This is a genomic window from Polyangiaceae bacterium, assembly GCA_020633205.1.
Classification (GTDB): domain Bacteria; phylum Myxococcota_A; class Polyangia; order Polyangiales; family Polyangiaceae; genus JAHBVY01.
Map to the genome: position 1 here is coordinate 58,731 of JACKEB010000012.1, position 19,843 is coordinate 78,573.

The following is a 19,843-nucleotide window of genomic DNA, read 5'->3' on the forward strand; positions in this document are numbered from 1 at the left end:
AAGATGTGTGCGGCGTCAACATTGGCACGAAACCAAGCCGTATTGGGTTCCGCGCTTCGCGAACTCTGGAGCTCGATGTGGACGATGTCAACATCGGGGCGCCTGATACGGCTGGCGTCAGACTCTATTGCTTGCTCGGTAGGGCGAAGATCGCCTCGATCGCCCCACGCACTCGGGGCGCGACCGCTGTCCGCGGCGTCGTAGGGAGCTTCCCGTCCAAATGTAGGCACGCGAGTCCGTGCACCAGGCTCCAACAGGCGGTGGCGAGCGCCGTCGCGTCGGCTTCAGGAAACACCTTGGCCAGGCCCACTGCGAGTAGCTCGTGGAGTTCTGTGGTCGCTCTGACGCGCTCCACGTCTGAGGTGTCGCACTGATTTCCGAACATCAGCTGAAACAGGTTCGGACGCTTCAGCGCGAACTCGACGTAGGCAACTCCGAGCTCAGCTAGGGCGGCCGTGGAAGCTGGCTCGCCGCGCTTCAAGAGGTGCGCCTTCAACGCCCGAAAGCCCTCCACCGCAAGTGCCGACTCGAGCTCCGCGCGATCCGCGAAGTGCCGATACGGCGCCGTCCGCGACACATCTGCCTGGCGCGCGACGGCTCTCAACGAAAACGGCTCGCGCTTCTCGAGCATCTGCATCGCGGTCTTCAGCAACGTCGCGCGTAGATCCCCATGGTGATAGCTGTTCGACTTCGACACGGCTGACGTCGTTCCTCCCAGACGCACCCATCATAGTGCAAGGGGTCGTCGACGTTCAGAGTTGGGTGCGGGGCAGGGGGGGAGGGAGCAGCGGTGCGCTGCGAAAGGCGGCGCAGGTCACCAGCCTCGCGTTGGAACCGACGCCATCGAAGCCGGCCGTCGCACCGGCGGCGTTGGAGAAGGTCTCGGGCCCGACGGAGATTGTCTTCACCGAGGGAGGCCATTTCGGGCTCATGTTCGTTCCTCGGAGCTTGATGCGGCTCTGCGAGTGCAACGAGTGGTACTGGGGCGTGAGTTTGGGCTGGAGCCTTAGTTGGTCTCTAGCCGCACCACGACCGCGGGGGAGAGCAAGTAGCCACCGCCACCGCTGAGCAGGAGATCTTTCAGCCCACGCCGTCGGAGCGTCGTTACCGCGACGTACAGGCGGTTGATCGCGGCGTGACTCAAGATTTGTTCATCGGGCCAACCTGCCGCGATCAGCTCGTCGGTCGACACGACCTCGCCGGGTGCCGCGACTCGACGCGTCGCCAAGCAAAGCAGGATGAGTCGCTGCGGAGAGCGCGCCGGCAAGGCAACTGCGTTACCTCCGGGCAACGTGAACCCACCCCCGTCGGAGCGTACGACCAGTGCGCGAGGTTCCGGGTTGCGGCCCCCGCTTGCGAACACCAAAAGCCTTCGCAGGGCGAACCGCGAGTCGTCGTTTGGGTTTCGGCGTACCAGCGCATTCGCCTCGGCGACTGCGGTCGGGCGCTGATCCGCTGCGATGTCACCTGAGGCGAGCTCAAGGCAGCTGCGATGAATCGCGACCGCAGCGCTGAGCGCTGGTTCGTGCGAGACGTGCGAGAGAGCTTCTTCGGCTCGCCGCAGTTCTTGCTTTGCCTCGCCGTAGCGCTGCAGTGCAGCGTGTGAGCCCGCCATTCCCGCGGAGATCAGCGCTTCGTACCGCGGGGATCCAACCGGCGCAATGCGTCGACGCGCCTGTCCGAGCACAGCGAGAGCGTTTTGTGGTTCTTCGCGCTCGAGGTGCGTGGTGCCGAGATAGTAGAGCGCGCTCGCCTCGCGATGACGATCGCCGTGGTCGGCGAAGATCTGCGCGGCTCGTGCGTAGTCTGCTCCTGCCCCATCGAGATCGTCCATTTCCTGCAATGCGCTTCCGCGTGCCAGGAGCAGCAGCGCTTCCATACCTGGTGTGTCGCAGCGTCTAGCGATCTCAAGCCCCTCATCGACCAGATTCAGTGCCTCGCGCGTCCGGCTCGCGAAGATCTGAACGACGGCGAGCTCGTAGAGCACGGCGGTGCGCTCGGTCTCGCATCCAAGTTCCCGGAAACGCATCGACGACTCGCTCAGGCTTTCGACCGCTGGCGCAAGTGCGCCTTCCCGCCGGTGTGCGTGTCCGAGGTGACGCAGCACCTGAGCTTCCCGCTGCTTCCTTACATCGTTTGCGGGCGTTTGGGCGAGCAGCTTCATCGCATCGTCTAGGCGTGCCCTCGCACGCACCGTGTCGCTCGCCACGTCGTCCAGCTCACCAAGCTTCGTCAATGCGACCGCGGCGAGTCCCGGCTCGGCGACTCTCGTCGCGATCTGGAGTGCTTCTTCGAAATCGGTGCGCGCGAGGGCGCTCTCCCCGAGCTCCCGCCGCGCGCTGCCTCGGCCGAGGAGCGCGCGTACGCTTGCGTCTACGACGCACTCGTCCGTCGCGTCGGGCGCCAAGGCTTCCAGTATGTGCGCGAAGAGCTCAGAGACGAGGCGCGCTTGGCCGCGGGCGAATAGGTGTGCTTCGAGCGACATCGCGATCGCTAGAGAGTCTACTGCAAGCGGCGCAGAACCTGTTTCGAGTGCGCGGTTGCAGAGCGTCTTGTGAGCGAGCAGCAGGTTCTCTCGTTGCAGCTCCACGTCGACCTCCGATGCCCGGCTCGCGAAGTGCCGTGCGTGACTGATAATCACGGCTTCGCGCTCACCCTGGAATTCCGCGCTCTGGAGGAGCTGCTCAGCAACTTCACGGATAGTCTCGAAGTAGGCATAGTGGCTGAAAGATTTCGGGAGGAAATGAACCCTGAGGAGCGACGCCCGAATCAGCGCATGGATCCCTTCAAGCACTGAACCGCATCCCAACTTCTGCTCGCTCAGAATGGCTTCGGCGTCCTCCAAGGTGAAGCCGTTGCGCAGCGTGGCGGCGAGTACGAAGAGACGTCGTTCGGGTGGCGTGAGCAGCGCGACGGAGTCGAGTACCGCGCGCTGAATCGACTCGTGGCGCTCTCCTTGCCGTGGGCTGCGCAGAACGCCGAGAGCCGACCCCACGCGGGACTCGAGCTCGCTGACGGACAAGACACTCATTCTCGAAGCCGCGAGCTCGATGTTGAGTGGCATGCGGTCGATGGCCTCCACAATCCGGCTAACCACCGCGGGTTCGGCGTCCTTCGAGGCGGGCCTCACCAGGCTCGCGCGGTCGAAGAACAATGCGACCGCCTGATCGTGCTGGAGAGGATCGAGCGGCACGACCTGCTCGCCATCGACGGCGAGTGCGACGCGCGAGGTCACCAAGAATCGCGCCGTCGGAGCACCACGTACCCATGCGTCGAGCAGCGGTGCGGTTGCAGTCGCGACCTGCTCGACGTTGTCGAGCACCACAAGGATGTGCCCGAGTCGACTCAGACGATGCCCGATGTTGGATGTGGCGTCGCCATGCTGGGAGCCAACGTTGGCACCAAGCGCGGCCGCCACCGCTGACACGACCTGACTCGCGCTCCGGCACGCAGACAGATCCACGAACCATGCGTGCTCACGATCGTCCGTTGCTATCCGCGTACGCCAGTCTGCAACCAGGTGAAGCGCAAGGCGCGTCTTGCCCATGCCACCGGGGCCAGTGACTGTCACCAGACGGTGCTGCTCGAGCAAGAGCGTCAACGTTCGAAGCTCCGCCTCGCGGCCAATGAAGCTGGACGCTGGCAGATCGAAGTGTGCTTGCGGTGGGGTCATCGCTGAAAGGAACGTGCCGCAACAGGTTCTCACGGAGTGGGAGGCGATGCGAAGCGAACCCGTTCAGGTGCTCGGTGTTCTGTTAAGGCAGGTTAAGGCGCTCATTCAGGCTTGCCGCACTACAGCGATTGAATGCACTTGCCTGTCCTCCGCTATTCCTCAGTTGTTTTGCTTGCTCTCACCATCGGCTGTGGGCGCACGACGGACGGCGCGCTGAGCGATGCGGAACGCCCGGGCGACGCTGGAGTCAAGCCGCCAGACGACGCGGAGCTACCGTCCGATGCGGCGGTTGACCCACGCGTCGACCTCAGCGGCGCCCCCTCCCTCGAGCTCGTGGCGAGCGTGCCGTTAGCGCCCGCGAATGGCTGGAGAGGCTCGCCAGTGCGCATCGTGGCAACCGCCGCTGGCTTCGCCGTGGTGAGCGGATCGCTGATCCCCGACGGCCTTGTGCCGGTGCGGAGCGGCGTGCTGTCCGAGCACGGGAGCGTCACTTCTACGGAACTCGAGTGGCGTTGCCAGTCATACCTTGGGCTCCAAGGCGGAGCCGAAGCGACGCTGTTGTGCTTCGATGCCCAGACGCTACACGTTGCCTCCCTGGGAGCGAAAGGCGCGCTTGCAGGCGTTCAGAGCTTCGCGCTGGACGAGGCCGATACGACGGTAAGCGATCCAACTGGGACGACCGTTTGGGTGCGCACTTGGCGGGACACTGGATACTTCACGCTCCGTACTTACGACGTCGCCTCGGGGAAGCAGACCCACCAAGAGACGTATGAGCACGACGTCTCGAGCCCTGCTCTTGCTCCGGGCTCCTCTGGCGCCTGGCTCACTTCTGGCGTGCTCGTAGATCGCGCACCGACGGTGACAGTTCATCGCTTGCCAGACGGCGCGTCGTACGGGACCTCGCTGTGTGAGGACACCAAGTTCGACTCTCACGATCTGGTCGAGGTCTCGACCTCAGCCGTTGCCTTGGCTGAGATGTGCGGCGACGACGTGAGGGTTTCACTGATCGACGTCGTCGCGGGATCTCGGGACTCGATCGTGTTTCGCAAGAACACGGAGGGGTGGGGCGCTCCGCTGATCACACACTGGGGTGAGCAGCTCGCGGTTGCCGCAGGCAAGGAGATCGTCGTCCTCGATCCGAAACTACAAGTTCGCGCCGTTGGAAGCGCCCCGGATACGGTTTACGGAGTCGCGGCGAAGGGGGCCACGCTTGCCGTGCTGTCCGGCGCCGGTGACTTCTCGATGCTGGTTACGCTGTTTCGCCTTCCAGAATAGCAAGAGTCAGCAGGGTTGGCCGGATGGCTCTCGCACGCCTACTCCGGACCTGGATCGAGGAGCAGGGTTTCGCGGCGCCTCGGCCTGAAGTCCAGGCTCTTGATCGAGCGAGGTAGCGGCGCCGGATTTTTCAGCTCCCCCCCAGGTACTTCTTGAGCCGCCTGTCCCAGTCAGGTCCGTTGATCTGCTGCAAGAGCGAGGTGTCGATGCCTTCAGTCAGCGGGCTGTCGTCCGGAAGCGCGAAGGCGTAGTCCTGGCGCTCCAGCTGAATCGGTAACACCCGCAGCCGGCCGTGATAGTCGCGATTGATTTGCCAGCGCAAAAGCGGTGCGTCGTAGACCACCGCGTCCACGTCGCCGGCGGCCAGCGCCGTCAGTCCAGCGTCCAAGGAGTCCACCGGCTTGAACTCGTTCTGGTTTCGCTTGAGCCACTCGCCGCTCGTGCTGTTCTCTACACTGGCGATGCGCAAGCGGCCGACGTCATCGCCGCTCTCGATGGGATCTCCGAGTTTCCCCACGGTTAAGGCGCTGGTAATCGACGCCGTGAAGAACGAAAGCACCAGCAAGGTGGCGAGCATCCAGACCATGCCCAACAGGCGCCCAGGAATCGTACGCGGTGCGACGTCGCCGTAGCCAACGGTCGTCATCGTGACCATCGCCCACCAAAACCCCGCGAAGATTCCCTGACCGTGGCTACCTCCGAAGTGCTCGGGGTTCTGCTTGCGTTCGAAGAGCCAAGCCAAAAGGCCCACCACCAACAGCAACAGGCAGAGCGCCCCGATCACCTTGAGGAACGCCGGGGAGATCAGCGCCTGCACCACAGCGAGCCAACCAGAACCTTCCTCTTTCCGCACGGCGACTCCAAGGCCAGAGCTCGTGATGGGGTGAGCGAAATCCATGCGCCGCTCCCGCTCAGCCGTGACGGTGATCGCGCCGAGCCCGACGTCGACCTCGCCCTTCTCCACGGCAGCCAACAGACCCTCCAGGTCGTACACTTTGTAGCTAAAACGCCAGCCTTGATCGGCGGCGATGTCTTCCCACAAATCGACTGCGAGCCCACGGTAGCGGTCGCCGTCTTCGATGACGAACGGAGGCGCAACCTTCACACCAACGACCAAGGTGCGTTCTGGCGTAGCGGCTGGTTCGGCGGCGCCGGCGCTCAGCGCAAACAGCACGGTGACCATCAGAATCAGGATCGAGTGGAAGGTGCGTCGAATCATCCGGGCTCCACAAAAAGGCATCTAGGGCGCGTCGTCGACGGGACGCGCCTTAGGACACCTTACATGAAACCGCGGCCGCCTTCAGGCGGGCCGGAGCATTCCCGCCTCCTCGGCGAGTCGGCTCAGCACGTCTCGCAGCCAACGCTGTTGAGGGTCTCGCTGCGCGCGCTCGTGCCAGACCATCGGCAGATCGACCGGCGCGAGCTCCAGCTGCCGCGGTGGTTGTTTGATCACGAGACGAGCTTGGCCGTAGAGCTTCTTGGCCAGCCAGAGGGCGGTGGTGAGCACCAAATCGGTCTCCGCCACAATGAGTGGGGACAGCACCACGTAGGGTATCTTCAGCCCAACCCGTCGCGATTTGCCAAGGCGAGCCAGCGCAACATCCACGTGGGCGCTGCCCTCCGAACCGACGCCGATCAACAAATGGTCCAACTGCACAAAGGTATCCAGCGACCAACGTTTCCGCAGGGCAGGGTGGCCTCGACGCAGCACGGTCGCCCACCGCTGCCTCACCAGAGGCTTTGCGTAGATCCCGCGCTCGTCGCCTCGTGGCTCACCGATCGTGAGGTCCACTTCTCCGGATGCGAGCTGTTCCCGCCACGCAGGGGACCAGCGTACTATCTCCAAATCGAGCCCCGGTGCATCTCGGCGCAGAGTGCGCATCAGAGCGGGACCCAACATAAAGGTGACAATATCGGGTGCCGCAAGCCGCAACACCCCGCGAGCCTGCTTTGGGTCGAAGCCATCTGGTGCGATCAAGCCCCGGATCTCTGCGAGGATACGCTGTAGGCGAGGGAGCAGCGCCTCCGCCTTCGGAGTTGGCTGCATCTGCTGACCGACCCGCACTAGCAGCTCATCGCCCAGCATCTCGCGTAGCCGCGCCAAGGCACGGCTCATCGCGGGCTGGCTGACGTGCACACGCCGCGCCGCGCGCGTGACGTGGCCCTCCAGGAGTAGTGCTTCGAGCGCCACCAGCAAGTTCAAGTCCAGCGTCGCGATATCCACTTCGTGGATGATAGCGGCTCCAGCCATGCGCAGAAGTAATTGTGACTAGCGCTTTGTCTCGAGCTGCGGATTCGGACCATTGGCGCCTCGCCAGAACGCCAAGCCTCCGCTTCCTTGCCTACGGTAGATCTGCATGAACCAGCTGTTGACCTGGACCGCTGGTGCGCCTGCGATGGGCCGGAACGCTCCGCTCGCGGTTCCCCGCACGACCACCAAGTCGCCATCCTGGGTGACCTCGGACAGCGTCGGCACCATCTCGACTCGGTACGTCGCGAACGTTCCTCGCCAAAATTCGCGGATTTCAGCGCTCCCTTCCACGGGCGCTTCTCCCGGACTCTGGATCACCGCGTCAGGCGTGTAGAGCGTCATCAACCCCTCCAGGTCGCCGCGCGCCATGCCCTGATACGCTTGGGAGATGCGTGTCTCAACCTCGCGATAGACCTCGCTGGTCGCCGTCAAACGCGTCATCGATGAATCCTCCGGAGGTCGTCCGCAAGCGGCGAGCGAAAGCACCAAGAGCAGTGCTGGAACAAGACGGGTCACGCTTGGAGTCTGCGAGTCTGCAAGTCATGTCACCAATGACTAGTCCTGATACTCGCTATGCGGCTGGCGGATTGCGAGTTCCGCGAGGCTTCGTCTCCGCGAACCTACGACCTGTTCGCTCCGTGTAGTCACACGGCCGCGAACTCGGGACGATAGCGGACGACGCCAGTGACGCCGTCGAGTGCACCGGGGCGGAGCTCTTGAACGAAGAAGACGTCGTCGGGTACCGGATTCTCCCAGCAGATCCCTAGCGGTTTCGCACGCACGAAGCCATGGCGTGGGTAGTAGTCGGCGTGACCGAGCACCACGCAGATCTCGTGGCCCGCAGCGCGGAGACGCTCGAGGCCATCCCGGATCAGGCGTCCGCCGATCCCTTCGCGTTGCCGCAGCGGGTCGACCGCCATCGGTCCGAGGCCAACGCCGGCGAATGTGGCCCCCTCCGACTCGATCGTGACGGGGGAGAACGCGATGTGCCCAATCACCGCATCATCCGCTAGCGCGACGACCGACAGATTCAGCGCTGAGTTCGCGCGCAACGCGTCCACCAGCCGGGCCTCCGCGGCGGTTTTGAACGCTGCGGCGTTGAGGCGATGAATCGCTGCAACGTCGCCGGCCTGCTCTGGGCGGAAAACTAGTGTCATCGTCTGGCTACTTCAGGTGCTGGGAGCGCAACTCCGACATCACGTGCTCCCAAACCTCAGGACCGCCCTCTTGCAGCGTACGCACCTGTTTCCGTGCGGCTTTATCGAGCTTCTTTGCGTCGGGTACCCAGCGCGAACCCCAGGCACCGATTTGCACGATCACGGGGAGCAGTGTGATCGATTTCTCCGTGAGGGAGTAGATCGCCTTTTGCTTGTGCGTGGGGTCGACGGACTTCGTCAGCAGGCCGTGCTCGACGAGGCGCGAGAGACGATCCGCGAGGATGTTCGACGAGATGTGCTCGTCAGACTGCTGTAGCTCTCGGAAGTGGCGCTTGCCAGCGAACATCATGTCGCGCAGCACGAGGAGCGTCCACGAGTCACCGAAGACCTCGAGGGACAAGCTGATGGGACAGTAGGAGCGCGGCTCGTTCTGGGTCATGAGGAACTGCTTGCATTTTAAAAGTGGTCATGTAGGTTGCAACTGCTTGCAAAATGCAAGCGCTCAAGGAGGCAAAATGTCGCTAGAAACCTACACGGGGAGTTGTCACTGCGGAGCGATCCGCTTCGAGGCCGAGCTGGATCTGACTGACGGGTCAAACCGCTGCAACTGCTCATACTGCGTCAAGGCGCGTGCGTGGTTCGCCTTTGCGAAGGGGGCTAGCCGTTTCCGCCTGATCGCGGGCGAGGCGTCGGAGTACCGCTGGACGCCACCGGAAGAGAGCGAGCCGCACCTAACGTTTTCCTTCTGCGGGAAATGTGGCGTGCGCACCTTCGCCCGAGGCGAGCTGGAGGCACTGGGAGGAACCTTTCACGCCATCTCCGTCCCGACGCTCGACCTCTCGCCCGAGCAGTTCGCCGCGATCCCGGTGCGCTACATCAACGGTCGGGAGCGCCGCTACGATGAGGCGCCGCCCTATCCTGAAGCGATTTGAGGGGCCTCAGCATTCTCGTGTGTAGAGCTGGTACTGATCCTCGATGCCGCGCCGCCCCTTTGCGAAGCGCGCCGGTGTGGTGCCGACGATGCGCTTGAAGTGCTTCGTCAGCTGCGCTTGATCGTAGAAGCCGAGCAGCGGAGCCAAGTCGGACGCCCTCACCCCCGCCCTCAACAGACGCTTTGCTTCAGCGATGCGCAGGTGAGTCAGGTAGCGATGCGGGGGCATGCCGATTTCCTTACGGAAGGCGCGGCAGAGATGAAACTTGTCGTAGGCGGCCTCTGCGGCAAGCTGATCCAGCGTGATGGCCTGGCTGAGTGAGGCTCGCAAGCAGTCCACCGCTCGTTTTACCGGACGTGAGTAGTCGGGTAAGCCGCCGGAGAGCGGAGTGAACGCGCAGATTGACTCTGCCAGTAGGACTTCGAGCGTGAAGGAGTCAGCCTGTGCCTCAATAGCGTCGATCAGGCGGTGAAAAGGCGCTGCCCGCTCGTCGCCGGGCTCGAGCTGAGGGTGGACGACGCCTGCTCGTAGCTGAGCCTTTGCCTGTAAGACCATATCCGTGGGGAGACGGACTACGGTGAAGGTGGTGGGCCCGGCGTGGGAGAGGTGGCGCACCACGTCTCCAGGTTGCTTCAGCAGGATGCTTCCGGCGCGGGAGCGCCAGGCGCGGCCGTTGCCCCACCACTCGGTGTCGCCAGATTCGATGCGACCGACGCCGAAGTGCTCCTTCATGCCCGTGTGGCGTGAGGATGTGGTGCCGCGTCCGGCGCTCAGGCCGGGCAAGGAGACTGGCAGCTCATTCAGGCGATCCATCGGGGCTCACTCAAGCATCGCCGATATCGCGGCGCTTGTACGTTCTTGGCGGGTGATTCTGCCAAGCAGCGCCAAGCCGCTCAGCCGCCGCGCGCCATGTAAGCTGGGCGAGCTGCTTCGTGCTCGCGAACTCGAGACGGAAGGACTCCACGATGAACATTGCACTTGGCTGCATGGGGTTGAGTGGCCCCTACGGCAAGACCGACGACACCCAGAGCATCCAGCTGATTCAGGCGGCGATTGAGCGCGGCGTGCAGCTCTTGGACACCGCTGACTTTTACGCGGCGGGTCACAACGAGCTCTTGATTGGCAAAGCCATCGCTGGGCGCCGGGAGCAGGTGAAGCTGTCGCTGAAGTTTGGCGCGCTGCTCGGCCCCGATCGAAGTTGGGGTGGGGTAGATGCCCGCCCCCAGGCGCTCAAGAACTTCTTGGCCTACTCGCTGGTACGCCTTGGGACGGATTACGTAGACGTCTACCGCCCGGCGCGTCTGGACCCAGCGGTGCCGATCGAAGACACCATCGGCGCCATCGCTGAGTTGGTCCAGGCAGGCTACGTGCGCACGATAGGGCTCTCCGAAGTGGGGTCTGAAACGATTCGCCGAGCCGCCGGCGTGCATGCGATTGCCGACTTGCAGATCGAATACTCCATCGCTAGCCGCGGACCGGAGGCGGAGATCTTCCCGTTGCTGCATGAGCTTGGCATCGGAGCAACGCTGTATGGGGTGTTGTCGCGGGGACTGCTCTCCGCCAGCGAGCTCAAGCCTGGAGACGCTCGCGCGCACATGCCACGTTTCTCCGGGGAAAATGCCGAGGCGAACGCGAAGATCGTGAAGGGCCTCGGCGAGCTTGCCAAGAGCTGGGGAATGACCCCGAGTCAGCTCGCCATCGGCTGGGTGCAGGCGAAGGAGCCGCGGTTCACCCCGACCCTCGGTATGCGCTCAGAGCAGCAGCTGGAAGAGGCACTTTCGGCGCAGCCCCTCGACGTTGAGCAACTCGCGGCGGTGGAAGCCATCGCGCCCGCTGGCGCATTCGCTGGCACTCGTTACCCAGCGGCGCATATGGCAGCGCTCGATAGCGAGCGGCGCTAGCGACGGAACCAGCGGCGGAGCGCGGCGTCCAAGCCCTCGTCGCGGCCTTCGCCCACCCAGGCCACGTGGCCATCGGGGCGAACCAATACGGCGCTGGGTGGTGTCACCTCGCCAATACCTGGCAACACCCAGCGCTCGCTGCACTTGGCCACGACAGACTGCAGGTGATCCTGCCCTGCGCGGAGGGGCACAGCGACGAAGTTGAGGAGCAACGGCTTTGCCGTGCGGAGAAGCTCGAAGGCGCGCGTGTGCTTGCCCTCGACTATCAAATCGAGATCCGGCATGCGGCGCCCGAGCAGCGGATGACCGGGCCCGAAGTCGTAATGGATGTCGAGGCCCGACATCAGCGCGCCGAAGTGCCGGCGTGGCTCGTCCATCGCGAACACTTCCGCGAGGGAGTCCCTCAGCGCGTTCGTGCGATCATCGCCGCGGCTCAACGCGGTGATCGCGAGGGTGTGCTTGAGCACCTGGGCGCCTACGGGGTGTCGCTCGCCGTGGTAAGTGTCGAGCAAGTCATCGGTTGAAGTGCCTCGCACCACCTGGGCGAGCTTCCACCCCAGGTTCACTGCGTCTTGCACGCCGAGGTTGAGTCCCTGTCCGCCAACCGGGGAGTGAACGTGGGCGGCGTCTCCGGCGAGCAGCACTCGACCGGAGCGATACCTTGCCGCTTGGCGAGCTGCGTCGGTGAAGCGCGAGAGCCAGGTGACGTCGTGGATCCCAAAGTCGCTGCCGTAGACAGCGACGAGCCGCTCCCGCAGCTCCTCGAGGTTCGGCGTGATGCCGGTGTTCACCTGAGGCTCGATCAACACGACGCCCATACGCTTGCCCTCGTCGAGTTTCCCGATGGCATTCACGCCCAGGGCGGCGCGCTGGATGCCCCACGGTGGTTCCTCGCTGGGGGTCCCTTCGGCGATCAAGTAACTGATGGAAGGCTCCCAACCCGGAAACTCGATGTGCGCAGCCTTGCGAACCACGCTGCGCCCACCGTCGCAGCCCACTAGGTACTGGGTGGTGAGGCGCGCCCCATCAGCCAGCAATACCTCGACGCCATCGTCCCCCTGGGAGAAGCCCGTCACCTCGCGGCCACGCAGCATATGTACCGGGAGCTCGCTCACCCAATCCGCGAGGATCCGTTCGAACACCCGTTGTTCGAGCGCCAGCCCGTAGTTGTGCCTAGTCGGCAAATCGCTGATGTTCAAGATGTGTACGAACGAGGCGACTTGATGAGTGGTTCCTGCCGCGAGGAAACGCTCGACGACTCCGCGTTGATCGAGCACCTCCAGCGTTCGCGAGTGGAGGCCTCGAGCGCGTGCACCAATCAGCTCCTGGGTCGGTCGACTCTCAACGACGGCGACGTTCACGCTTGCGAGCGCCAGCTCCGCAGCGAGCATCAGCCCAGTTGGACCCCCACCAGCGATCACCACTTCGTATTCGTTCATGGCGAGCACTTTGCGGCACGTATTGGGGCTTCCCGCAACCCGGTGGGTGTGGCATATAACGAAGCTGAAGGGGTTGGGGGTGAGGGTGCGCTTTCAAAGCAGCGCGCTAGTCGTCGCGCCGACGGTCGGCCGCATTTTCACCCCTCAAGCGCCATTTCGCTCGGTAAAACGCCCTGTTTCGCGAGCGAAGCGCCCGGGCGCGACGCCGACATGGCGCGTGAACGCGACGCTGAAGGCGCTCGCGGATCCGTAGCCGACGCGTTCCGCCACTTCTGCCAGCGTGACCCGCTCGCGGCGCAGCAGGTCCTTCGCGAGCGCCATGCGCCAACCGAGCAAGTACTCCATCGGCGCGACACCCAGCGCCCGGCTGAAGCGTTCGAAGAACGCCGAGCGAGACAAGCCCGCTTCCTTGGCAAGTTCCGTTACCGCCCAGGGCATTGAAGGCTGTGCGTGGATGCACCGCAGTGCTGCGGCGATCTGTGCGTCCGCGAGCCCACGTAGAAGTCCCGGAGCGGCATCCATGTCCGACGTCGCCCTCAGCGCCTCGATCAGCAAAACCTCGAGCAGCCGCGCGAGGATCACCTCGCGTCCAGGCAGTTGCTCGCGGAACTCCTCCTGCACGAGCTGCATCAGCGTCGCCAGGCGCTGCCTCCCGTGCACGTGCACCAGGCGCGGAAGCAGTCCAACCAGCAGGCTCGCATCGGTTGACGCGAACTCGCAGTAGCCGACGAGCATGCGCACATCCGGCGGACCCTCGCGCTTGCCCAAACGGAACTCCCCGTTCGGTAGCACGTGGTGAGGACTGTCCCGCGTGCCCCGAGGCGGTTCGAGGCTCGAGGAAGTGAAGCGCGTCGCCGATGGCACGAGCACGAAGTCTCCCTGTTCGAGTCGCAACGGCGCGTGACCTTCGACGGCGAGTCGGCTCGCGCCTTCGAGGATCGCGCAGTAGAACGGTCGACCACTTTCCGCGCGGTGAACAGCCCAGCGCCCGGCGCCGCTCGAGAGCTTGGAGAACGGCGCGCGAGGCTGGAGCAAGGAGACAACGTCGGCGAGGGGATCGGTGATGGCGGACTCCTACTAATGATTTGTGGACGCTGAACTATAGCGCGTCCGGCGCCGCCTCTCTAGGTGATGAAGGCAACTCAGGACACCAGGAGGTTCCATGAAGACGATTTTGATCACCGGCTGCTCTTCCGGCTTTGGACTTGAAACTGCCCGCTACTTCCTCGAGCGAGACTGGAAGGTGATCGCCACCATGCGGTCGCCTCGGGAGGATGCGTTGCCGGCGTCGGAGCAGCTGCGCGTGCTGCCGCTCGACGTGACAAACCCGGAGAGCATCGTGCGCCTCGTTCAGGAAGCGGGGCCCATCGACGTGTTGGTGAACAACGCCGGGGTGGGTTTGCTCAGCGTGTTCCAGGGCACGCCGCTCGAGAGCGTGCGTGGTGTGTTCGAGACCAACACGTTTGGGGCAATGGCGCTGTGCCGGGCGTTTCTTCCACAGTTCACTGAGAAGAAGTCGGGCGTCCTCGTCAACGTATCGTCCACCGTAACCCTCAGGCCGCTGCCATTGCTCGCCACCTACACGGCGAGCAAAGCCGCGCTGAATGCGTTCACCGAATGCCTTGCGCTGGAGCTCGCGCCGTTCGACGTTCGGGTGCGCCTGGTGTTGCCGGGCCAGTGTCGCGAGACGCCGTTTGGGCAGAACGCGCGAGCGATGATGGAGGCGACGGGAGTCAGCATTCCCGAGGCCTATGCGGACTTCGCGCGTGGTGTTTTCGAGCGCGTCAGCAGCGGCGTCTCCGCGCTTTCTACGAACGCCATCGACGTCGCCGAAGCAGTCTGGCGAGCGGCCAACGACACGCAGTGCCCCCTGCGCTTACCCGCTGGGGCTGACGCCGTCGAGTGGGCGAGGGGCTAGAACACGCCTCAGCGCCCTTCACTCTGCCGCGGGTCGCACGTCAGCGAAGATCCCTCTGCGGAACCATGCGGAAATGGTGCGTGAGAGCACCGGCGAGCCCTTGAGCTCGAAGCGTCCGGCGCGCTTGGCGTCTGCGATCGGCGTGTCTCCGGCCCAAATCTCGCTCAGGGTGCGCACGTCCGTCGACACGGTGAGGTCGACCGGATCTACCGGTTTGTCGACGCACAGCTCCCGCTGGTCGTTGTCGATGATGATCCACCAGCGCGGAAAGCGCTCGACGCCTCCGACGACGAAGTGAACGACGTTGCGACACGCAGGCAGCTCGGACGCGTCGATGCGGCGGCAGAAGTCGAACATCAGCATCTCGATGTCTTGCTCGTCGTCGGACATCTGCCCCCGCGCCCAGCGACTGCCCCAGTTGCCGAGCTCCATCAGGAGCGGCTGCAGCTCACGCCCCGCAGGAGTCAGGAAGTACTCCGTGCGTTTCTCTGAGGATTTCTTTTTGATCACCAGCTCCGCGTCCACGAGCTGGTTCAGCCGCTTCGTCAGCAGGCTTGGGGAGATCTGCGAGAGGGCACGCTGAAAATCGCTGAAGCGGCTGGTGCCGAGCAAGAGCTCGCGGATGATGAGCAGTGTCCAGCGTTCCCCGAGGATCTCGGCGGCTTTGGAAATGGGGCAGATTTGGCCGTACTTGATGCTCATCCGTTGGGGCTCCGCGGGCTAACTACAGAATGTGTAGTGGGTAACTACATTCTAAGGCGTGGAGAGGATCGGGGACGAAGGCTACTTCTTAGGTGTGCCGCGGCGCGCAGCGGCTGGCCGCCGGTGCAGAGGAGGATGCCGCCGAGTAGCGCCAGCCCGCCACTTCCGGCGACCACCCGGGGGCCCCGAATCTGGGGCCCCACCGTGGGCCGGCTCAACGCATCCTGGTAAGCTCCCTTGATGCCGTCGCCGGATGCACTGTTCAGGCTTGATTCCGCGCTGACACAAGACCCCCGGGTCGCCGCTTGGTTCCGCGAGCAGAACCCCGCGCTAGGCGCGCTCGCGGAGCGATGGTTCAACCAACTACGGCAATCCGGCCCCGATGTGCTGGAGCTGATGCATGACGGCGCGCCGACCGCTTGCATCGCAGACGCGGCGCTCGGCTACGTGAACGTGTACACCCATCACGTGAATCTCGGCTTCTTTCGTGGCGCGTTCTTGGCGGACCCGACGAAGCTGCTCGAGGGCAGCGGCAAGCGCATGCGTCACGTGAAACTGCGCCCTGGACTCGCGGTGGATGCCGCAGCGCTCGAAGCGCTGATAGCCGCGGCGTATCAAGATCTGTCGGCCCAGCTGGCGCTTGCCTAATGGCAAGACCAGCGCCTACCACTCGAGCGCGTAGACGAAGAATCGATCGTCACCTTGGGGGCTCGCGGCGTCGACGAACCTCACGTTCTGCGGAAGCTCTTCGGGGCGCGAGAGCCGCACGAACGCTTCAAAGTTGAATTTCCAGTCGGCAAAGTGCGTCACCCCGCGGCGCTTCGCGTAGCCCGAGAGTTGGTGCGCCTTTCCGGCGTCCAACGCCTCCGCGTCCACCACGCCGTCCAGGTTGATCACGCGCACGTCGCCGGGCGCGTAGTAGCTGAGCGCGCCGCTCTGGAGCGCGCCGACCGTCGCACCTTCTGGCAGTAGCTCTAGCACTTCCCGAGCTGCTTCTCGGTAGCCCTTGGCTCCGTGCAACCCCTTGCTGGGAGTTTGTTCGGGGGTGAGGAACAGCCAGGGCAACGTCGTGGCGGCAGCGTAGGCAAGCCCGCAGGCAAACGCCGCGTATCCGACTCGCGATTGTGTCTTCGTCCGCAACCGACTCACGAACACCGCGACCGCGAGTACCAGGCCTGCCTCAGTTGCCGCGAGGTAACGCGGAAAGAACCAAATCGCAGGCAAGAAGAGCGCGTAAAACCCCAGCAATAGCACGCCGTGCGCCGCGAAGGCCGTGATCGGCGCGGTTGGACCATTCAGCGGTAGCCAGCGTTTCGCGAAGGAAGCGCCTAGCACCACCGCACCAATGAGCGCCGCCCAGGTGGCGCCCGCATTGTCGAACAGCGCTTGCTTGAGCCGCGTGGTGTCGCCGAACACACCGAGCAGCGAACCAAGGGCCCAACCGATCTGCATCGGCGGCTTGAGGTACAGCGACTGGTGCATGCGCACGATCTCCCGCACCGCGCCGCCACTCTCAGGGATCACGCTACCGAATTGCACCCAAGAGTAGAGCCACCACGGCGCGACCACGAGCGCCGCGACTCCCGCTGCGACCACAATGGTTTTGAAGCTGCGACGCAGGAGCTCACTCACCCCCAAACCAGCCACGAGGAACACCGCATCGACTCGTGCGAGCAGCGCAAGGCCTGCTAGCAAGCCGCAGAGCGCGGCCCGTTTCCGTGTAGAATGACTGCGGAGTTCACACCAGCAGACCACCAGCCAAAGCTCCAAAGCCAGCGCGAGGCTGGTCTCCAAGCCACCGAGCGCGTTACTCACCGCCGCAGGGGATAGCGCCCACAAGGCCGCCGCGAGAACCCCCGCGTGTCTGCCGCCCAAGCGTCGCGCGAGATCGCCCAGCGCGAAGATGCAGAAAGCGTCGCTGATTGCCCCGAGGATCAGCACGAAGCGCAAGGCAGCGTCCGGGTTCGACGTGATGGCGAAAACTGGCGCGGCGATGAAAGCCAAAAGCGGCTGAAAGCCCGAGGTTAGCTGACCGTTGATGCTCGGGCCGACGCCATCCGCCAAAGAACGCGCGATGCTGAGCGTGTAGTAGGTGTCGTCAGGGACGAAGAGGCGGTCGACGACATCCAAGTTCCGCAGGGCAAGCCAAAGACGCAAAAGTCCGCCAGCGCCGGCGATTGCCAACAACCCTCGGCGTTCGCTCACTCGACCCTCGCGCCAGCCAAGCGTCGCAGCCCAGCGAGCAACTCGCCCCACTGCGGACGTGGCGGCACCGCTTGGTCTTCCGCTGGCATGACCCGCTCGGGAAGCAGCGAGCCGCGCCAACGATGGGCCATCCACACCGCGAGCGCTGCCACGGCGCAGCCAGCGACGACGTCTGTGGGGTAATGCCACCCGAGCAACATCACCGCGAGTACCGTCAAGCCAGTGAACAGGATCGAAATTGCGAGTGCCAGTCGGGAGCGCCGAGCGTACCACAACATCACGACTTCCTGAGCGATGTGCAGGCTGGGCATGCAGGCCACGTAGCCCCAAGTCCGCACCACTTGCGCTTTGCCCATCAGCACCGCTTGAGTGTTGCCATCCAGCCAGCCCCGCACGGGGAGGGTGAGCCCGTTCGGTACATCCATGAGGAAACGAAACAACTGGGGCTCGTGGTAGCTCGGTCCAACGCCGGGAAAGAGCCAATAAAGCGGCCCGCCAAGGATGTAACAGATGGCCAGCGCTCCGAGATACTCGATGCGTTCCCGAGAAGCGCGCATGCCCACCAAGAGTACGTTGACCAACGCCATGTGGGGAAAGAAGTGAAAGTAGACCCAGTCGCACCACGCGCTGAGACTCGGGCTCCGTGCGCCGAGGGCCGCGAAGTAGCGATGGGGTTCCACGCCGAACACTGAGCGTTCCAGGGCGATGATCCGTGCGTCCCACAGCGAGCGATCAACCAGCACCAGCGCTTTGAAGATGGTGAACGCGTAGCAGATCAACAGGAACACCACGGCTGCGACGATCACCTCGCCAACGACTCGGCGGCGCTGGCTGGACTCTGGCAGTGGCAGCACCAACGCGGCGATCATCAGGCCAAGCGCGTCGAGCCAAGTGTGATGCTCGAAGAGTGCGACGTCGGCCGCTATCACGCAGGCTCCGAACGCCATGCGCACGAGCGCGTTCCGCCTGAGTCGCGCGCCGTCGAACGCCAGGTCGAAGCGCCATCCACCCCGCAGGCGCAGCCTGCCGAGCAGAAAGATCGCTACGATCGCTGCGATGAAATTCTGCTCGGAAACGACATCCTTCAGCGTGCGTAGCGGCTCGAGCCAGGTGTACGCTGTTGGCAGCGAGCTGTGGTGATGCACCAACGCTGCGAGGGCGGTCACGCACAGCGTGAGGAGGGGAAGCAACCCGATCGCGCGGTAGCAGCTCAGGAAGCGCCGCGCGGTCACGGCAGCCCGAGGCATGCGCGCCCGAGTCCTCCTCCGAAATCACGAGTGGCTGAGTTGGCCCAAAAGAGCTGGCTGCCGTCGTCGATGATCGAGGTCACGGAGACACCATCCACCGCGGCGAGGCTCAGCGCCTGAGGGGAGTCCGCCGTCGCATCGAGGGCGAAGATCCCCTCGACCTGAGACCAGTAGACGATGCCTGCGTGGAAATGCAGCGCGGTGCGGCCATGGGCCTGAGCCAGCACCTGCTCCGGATCGCTGGCGCCAGCGCGAAGCACCCAAATTTCAGGGTCATCGGTCCAGCGCATGAACCAGATTTCGTCTCCGCTAGCGGTCTGGTTGAGATCCCACGAACGGATGCCGTCGCTGATCGCCAGGCGTTCGGTTACGCCGCCGCTCATGCGATCCACCATGAAGAGTGAGCCAGTATTGCTCGTCCAGTAGATCCCCTCGGAACCGCTCTTGAGGCCGTGGATCAAGTCACCGTCCGCTTGACCCACGCTGATGCTGCCGAGGGGCTCGGCGCTGCCGCCGCTGGTCGGTACACGGAAAATCTGGTGCGTGAAGCCGCTTGCGTCGTCACCGTGGGCCACGACGTACGCGGACTCGCCTTCGACCGCGATCGTGAAGTCATCGACACCCGGGACGCCAGCCAGGGTCTGTTCACCTGTCGTTGCATCCCAGCTGTGCACGGTCTCTGAAGCGCGATCGGTGAAGAACACCTTGCCGTCTTGCACGGCGAGACCCGCCAGCCCCGTAGCGCGCTCGAGGACGGTCTCAGGTTCGGTTTGCCCCTCGCCCAAGTGGCGTAACCCATAGCCTCCGGGGCTGACGGCGCTCCACCACAGCTCTCCCTCGCTCAGCGTGAGTCCGAACGGCGCGTCCTCGTCGGCGAACATTTCGGGGGTGAGGGAGCACTGGGCGACGCTGCCACTGTCTCCGTCGCCGCCGGCATCTTGCGCGCCGCCGCTGCCATCGGTGGCGGCGTCTTGCCCAGCATCTGGTTTGCCCGAGGCAGCCGTTGAGGATGACCCGTCACAGCCAGCGACCGCCAACACCCCAAAGCACAAGCACCCAAAACGCAACCATGCAAACCGCTTCATTCCACCACTCAAGCTCCCCAGAGCCGACCGTAGGAGGGTTCATCGATGGGGGTCAATG

Annotated in this window: 20 protein-coding genes; 5 read left to right on the plus strand and 15 right to left on the minus strand. The window is 64.3% G+C overall.

What is annotated here, in order from left to right:
• Positions 1-124: 124 nt before the first annotated feature.
• The 3 genes from H6718_12260 to H6718_12270 all read right to left on the minus strand — a co-directional run bounded on the left by H6718_12260 (position 125) and on the right by H6718_12270 (position 3,673).
• Positions 125-637, minus strand: coding sequence for a WHG domain-containing protein (locus H6718_12260; GenBank protein MCB9586166.1), 513 nt, complete (start codon positions 635-637; stop codon positions 125-127).
• A gap of 115 nt (positions 638-752) precedes the next feature.
• Positions 753-932: a hypothetical protein gene (locus H6718_12265; GenBank protein MCB9586167.1), complete on the minus strand. Its 180-nt coding sequence runs from the start codon at positions 930-932 to the stop codon at positions 753-755.
• 74 nt (positions 933-1,006) lie between these two features.
• Positions 1,007-3,673, minus strand: a complete 2,667-nt coding sequence (locus tag H6718_12270; GenBank protein ID MCB9586168.1) for an NACHT domain-containing protein — start codon at positions 3,671-3,673, stop codon at positions 1,007-1,009.
• Between the two features lie 132 nt (positions 3,674-3,805).
• Between H6718_12270 and H6718_12275 the strand changes: the two genes are divergently transcribed.
• Positions 3,806-4,948, plus strand: a complete 1,143-nt coding sequence (locus tag H6718_12275; GenBank protein ID MCB9586169.1) for a hypothetical protein — start codon at positions 3,806-3,808, stop codon at positions 4,946-4,948.
• Between the two features lie 130 nt (positions 4,949-5,078).
• Here the strand turns inward: H6718_12275 and H6718_12280 are convergent, their stop codons facing one another.
• The 5 genes from H6718_12280 to H6718_12300 form a co-directional block, all read right to left on the minus strand.
• Complete coding sequence (locus H6718_12280; GenBank protein MCB9586170.1) at positions 5,079-6,167, minus strand: transporter substrate-binding domain-containing protein; 1,089 nt, start codon at positions 6,165-6,167, stop codon at positions 5,079-5,081.
• A gap of 81 nt (positions 6,168-6,248) precedes the next feature.
• On the minus strand, positions 6,249-7,199 hold the full coding sequence (locus H6718_12285) for a LysR family transcriptional regulator (GenBank protein ID MCB9586171.1): 951 nt from the start codon (positions 7,197-7,199) through the stop codon (positions 6,249-6,251).
• A gap of 18 nt (positions 7,200-7,217) precedes the next feature.
• Positions 7,218-7,640: a nuclear transport factor 2 family protein gene (locus H6718_12290; GenBank protein ID MCB9586172.1), complete on the minus strand. Its 423-nt coding sequence runs from the start codon at positions 7,638-7,640 to the stop codon at positions 7,218-7,220.
• 203 nt (positions 7,641-7,843) lie between these two features.
• A complete protein-coding gene (locus tag H6718_12295; GenBank protein ID MCB9586173.1) occupies positions 7,844-8,356 on the minus strand; it encodes an N-acetyltransferase in 513 nt (170 codons plus the stop codon).
• Positions 8,357-8,363: 7 nt separating this feature from the next.
• Complete coding sequence (locus H6718_12300; protein MCB9586174.1) at positions 8,364-8,795, minus strand: helix-turn-helix transcriptional regulator; 432 nt, start codon at positions 8,793-8,795, stop codon at positions 8,364-8,366.
• A 76-nt stretch (positions 8,796-8,871) separates the two neighbouring features.
• Here H6718_12300 and H6718_12305 point away from each other — a divergent pair, with 76 nt between their 5' ends.
• Positions 8,872-9,288, plus strand: a complete 417-nt coding sequence (locus H6718_12305) for a GFA family protein (GenBank protein ID MCB9586175.1) — start codon at positions 8,872-8,874, stop codon at positions 9,286-9,288.
• A gap of 6 nt (positions 9,289-9,294) precedes the next feature.
• Here the strand turns inward: H6718_12305 and H6718_12310 are convergent, their stop codons facing one another.
• Entirely contained in the window at positions 9,295-10,101 is an 807-nt protein-coding gene (locus tag H6718_12310) for a helix-turn-helix transcriptional regulator (GenBank protein MCB9586176.1), read from the minus strand.
• Positions 10,102-10,253: 152 nt separating this feature from the next.
• Between H6718_12310 and H6718_12315 the strand changes: the two genes are divergently transcribed.
• Positions 10,254-11,189: an aldo/keto reductase gene (locus H6718_12315; GenBank protein ID MCB9586177.1), complete on the plus strand. Its 936-nt coding sequence runs from the start codon at positions 10,254-10,256 to the stop codon at positions 11,187-11,189.
• On the opposite strand, the gene H6718_12320 is transcribed toward H6718_12315, so the two are convergent.
• Together H6718_12320 and H6718_12325 are read right to left on the minus strand one after the other, a co-directional pair.
• A complete protein-coding gene (locus tag H6718_12320; protein MCB9586178.1) occupies positions 11,186-12,628 on the minus strand; it encodes an FAD-dependent monooxygenase in 1,443 nt (480 codons plus the stop codon). The two genes, H6718_12315 and H6718_12320, sit on opposite strands and share 4 nt — an antisense overlap.
• A 144-nt stretch (positions 12,629-12,772) precedes the next feature.
• Positions 12,773-13,693, minus strand: coding sequence for an AraC family transcriptional regulator (locus H6718_12325; protein ID MCB9586179.1), 921 nt, complete (start codon positions 13,691-13,693; stop codon positions 12,773-12,775).
• Between the two features lie 97 nt (positions 13,694-13,790).
• Here H6718_12325 and H6718_12330 point away from each other — a divergent pair, with 97 nt between their 5' ends.
• Positions 13,791-14,546, plus strand: coding sequence for an SDR family oxidoreductase (locus tag H6718_12330; protein ID MCB9586180.1), 756 nt, complete (start codon positions 13,791-13,793; stop codon positions 14,544-14,546).
• Between the two features lie 18 nt (positions 14,547-14,564).
• Here H6718_12330 and H6718_12335 read toward each other — a convergent pair whose 3' ends face one another.
• The gene (locus H6718_12335) at positions 14,565-15,248 is read right to left on the minus strand and encodes a winged helix-turn-helix transcriptional regulator (protein ID MCB9586181.1); all 684 of its coding nucleotides are present in this window, start codon (positions 15,246-15,248) and stop codon (positions 14,565-14,567) included.
• A 240-nt stretch (positions 15,249-15,488) separates the two neighbouring features.
• On the opposite strand from H6718_12335, the gene H6718_12340 reads away from it, so the two are divergent.
• The gene (locus H6718_12340; GenBank protein MCB9586182.1) at positions 15,489-15,896 is read left to right on the plus strand and encodes a DUF1801 domain-containing protein; all 408 of its coding nucleotides are present in this window, start codon (positions 15,489-15,491) and stop codon (positions 15,894-15,896) included.
• Between the two features lie 15 nt (positions 15,897-15,911).
• Here H6718_12340 and H6718_12345 read toward each other — a convergent pair whose 3' ends face one another.
• From H6718_12345 to H6718_12355, 3 genes are read right to left on the minus strand one after another with little or no spacing between them, the layout of a single operon-like run.
• Positions 15,912-17,453 carry a glycosyltransferase family 39 protein gene (locus H6718_12345; protein ID MCB9586183.1) on the minus strand — a complete coding sequence of 514 codons (1,542 nt, stop codon included), beginning with the start codon at positions 17,451-17,453 and terminating at the stop codon, positions 15,912-15,914.
• Positions 17,450-18,700 carry a phosphatase PAP2 family protein gene (locus H6718_12350; protein MCB9586184.1) on the minus strand — a complete coding sequence of 417 codons (1,251 nt, stop codon included), beginning with the start codon at positions 18,698-18,700 and terminating at the stop codon, positions 17,450-17,452. The genes H6718_12345 and H6718_12350 overlap by 4 nt, the downstream gene beginning before the upstream one ends.
• Complete coding sequence (locus tag H6718_12355) at positions 18,682-19,785, minus strand: hypothetical protein (GenBank protein MCB9586185.1); 1,104 nt, start codon at positions 19,783-19,785, stop codon at positions 18,682-18,684. The genes H6718_12350 and H6718_12355 overlap by 19 nt, the downstream gene beginning before the upstream one ends.
• Between the last annotated feature and the right edge of the window lie 58 nt (positions 19,786-19,843).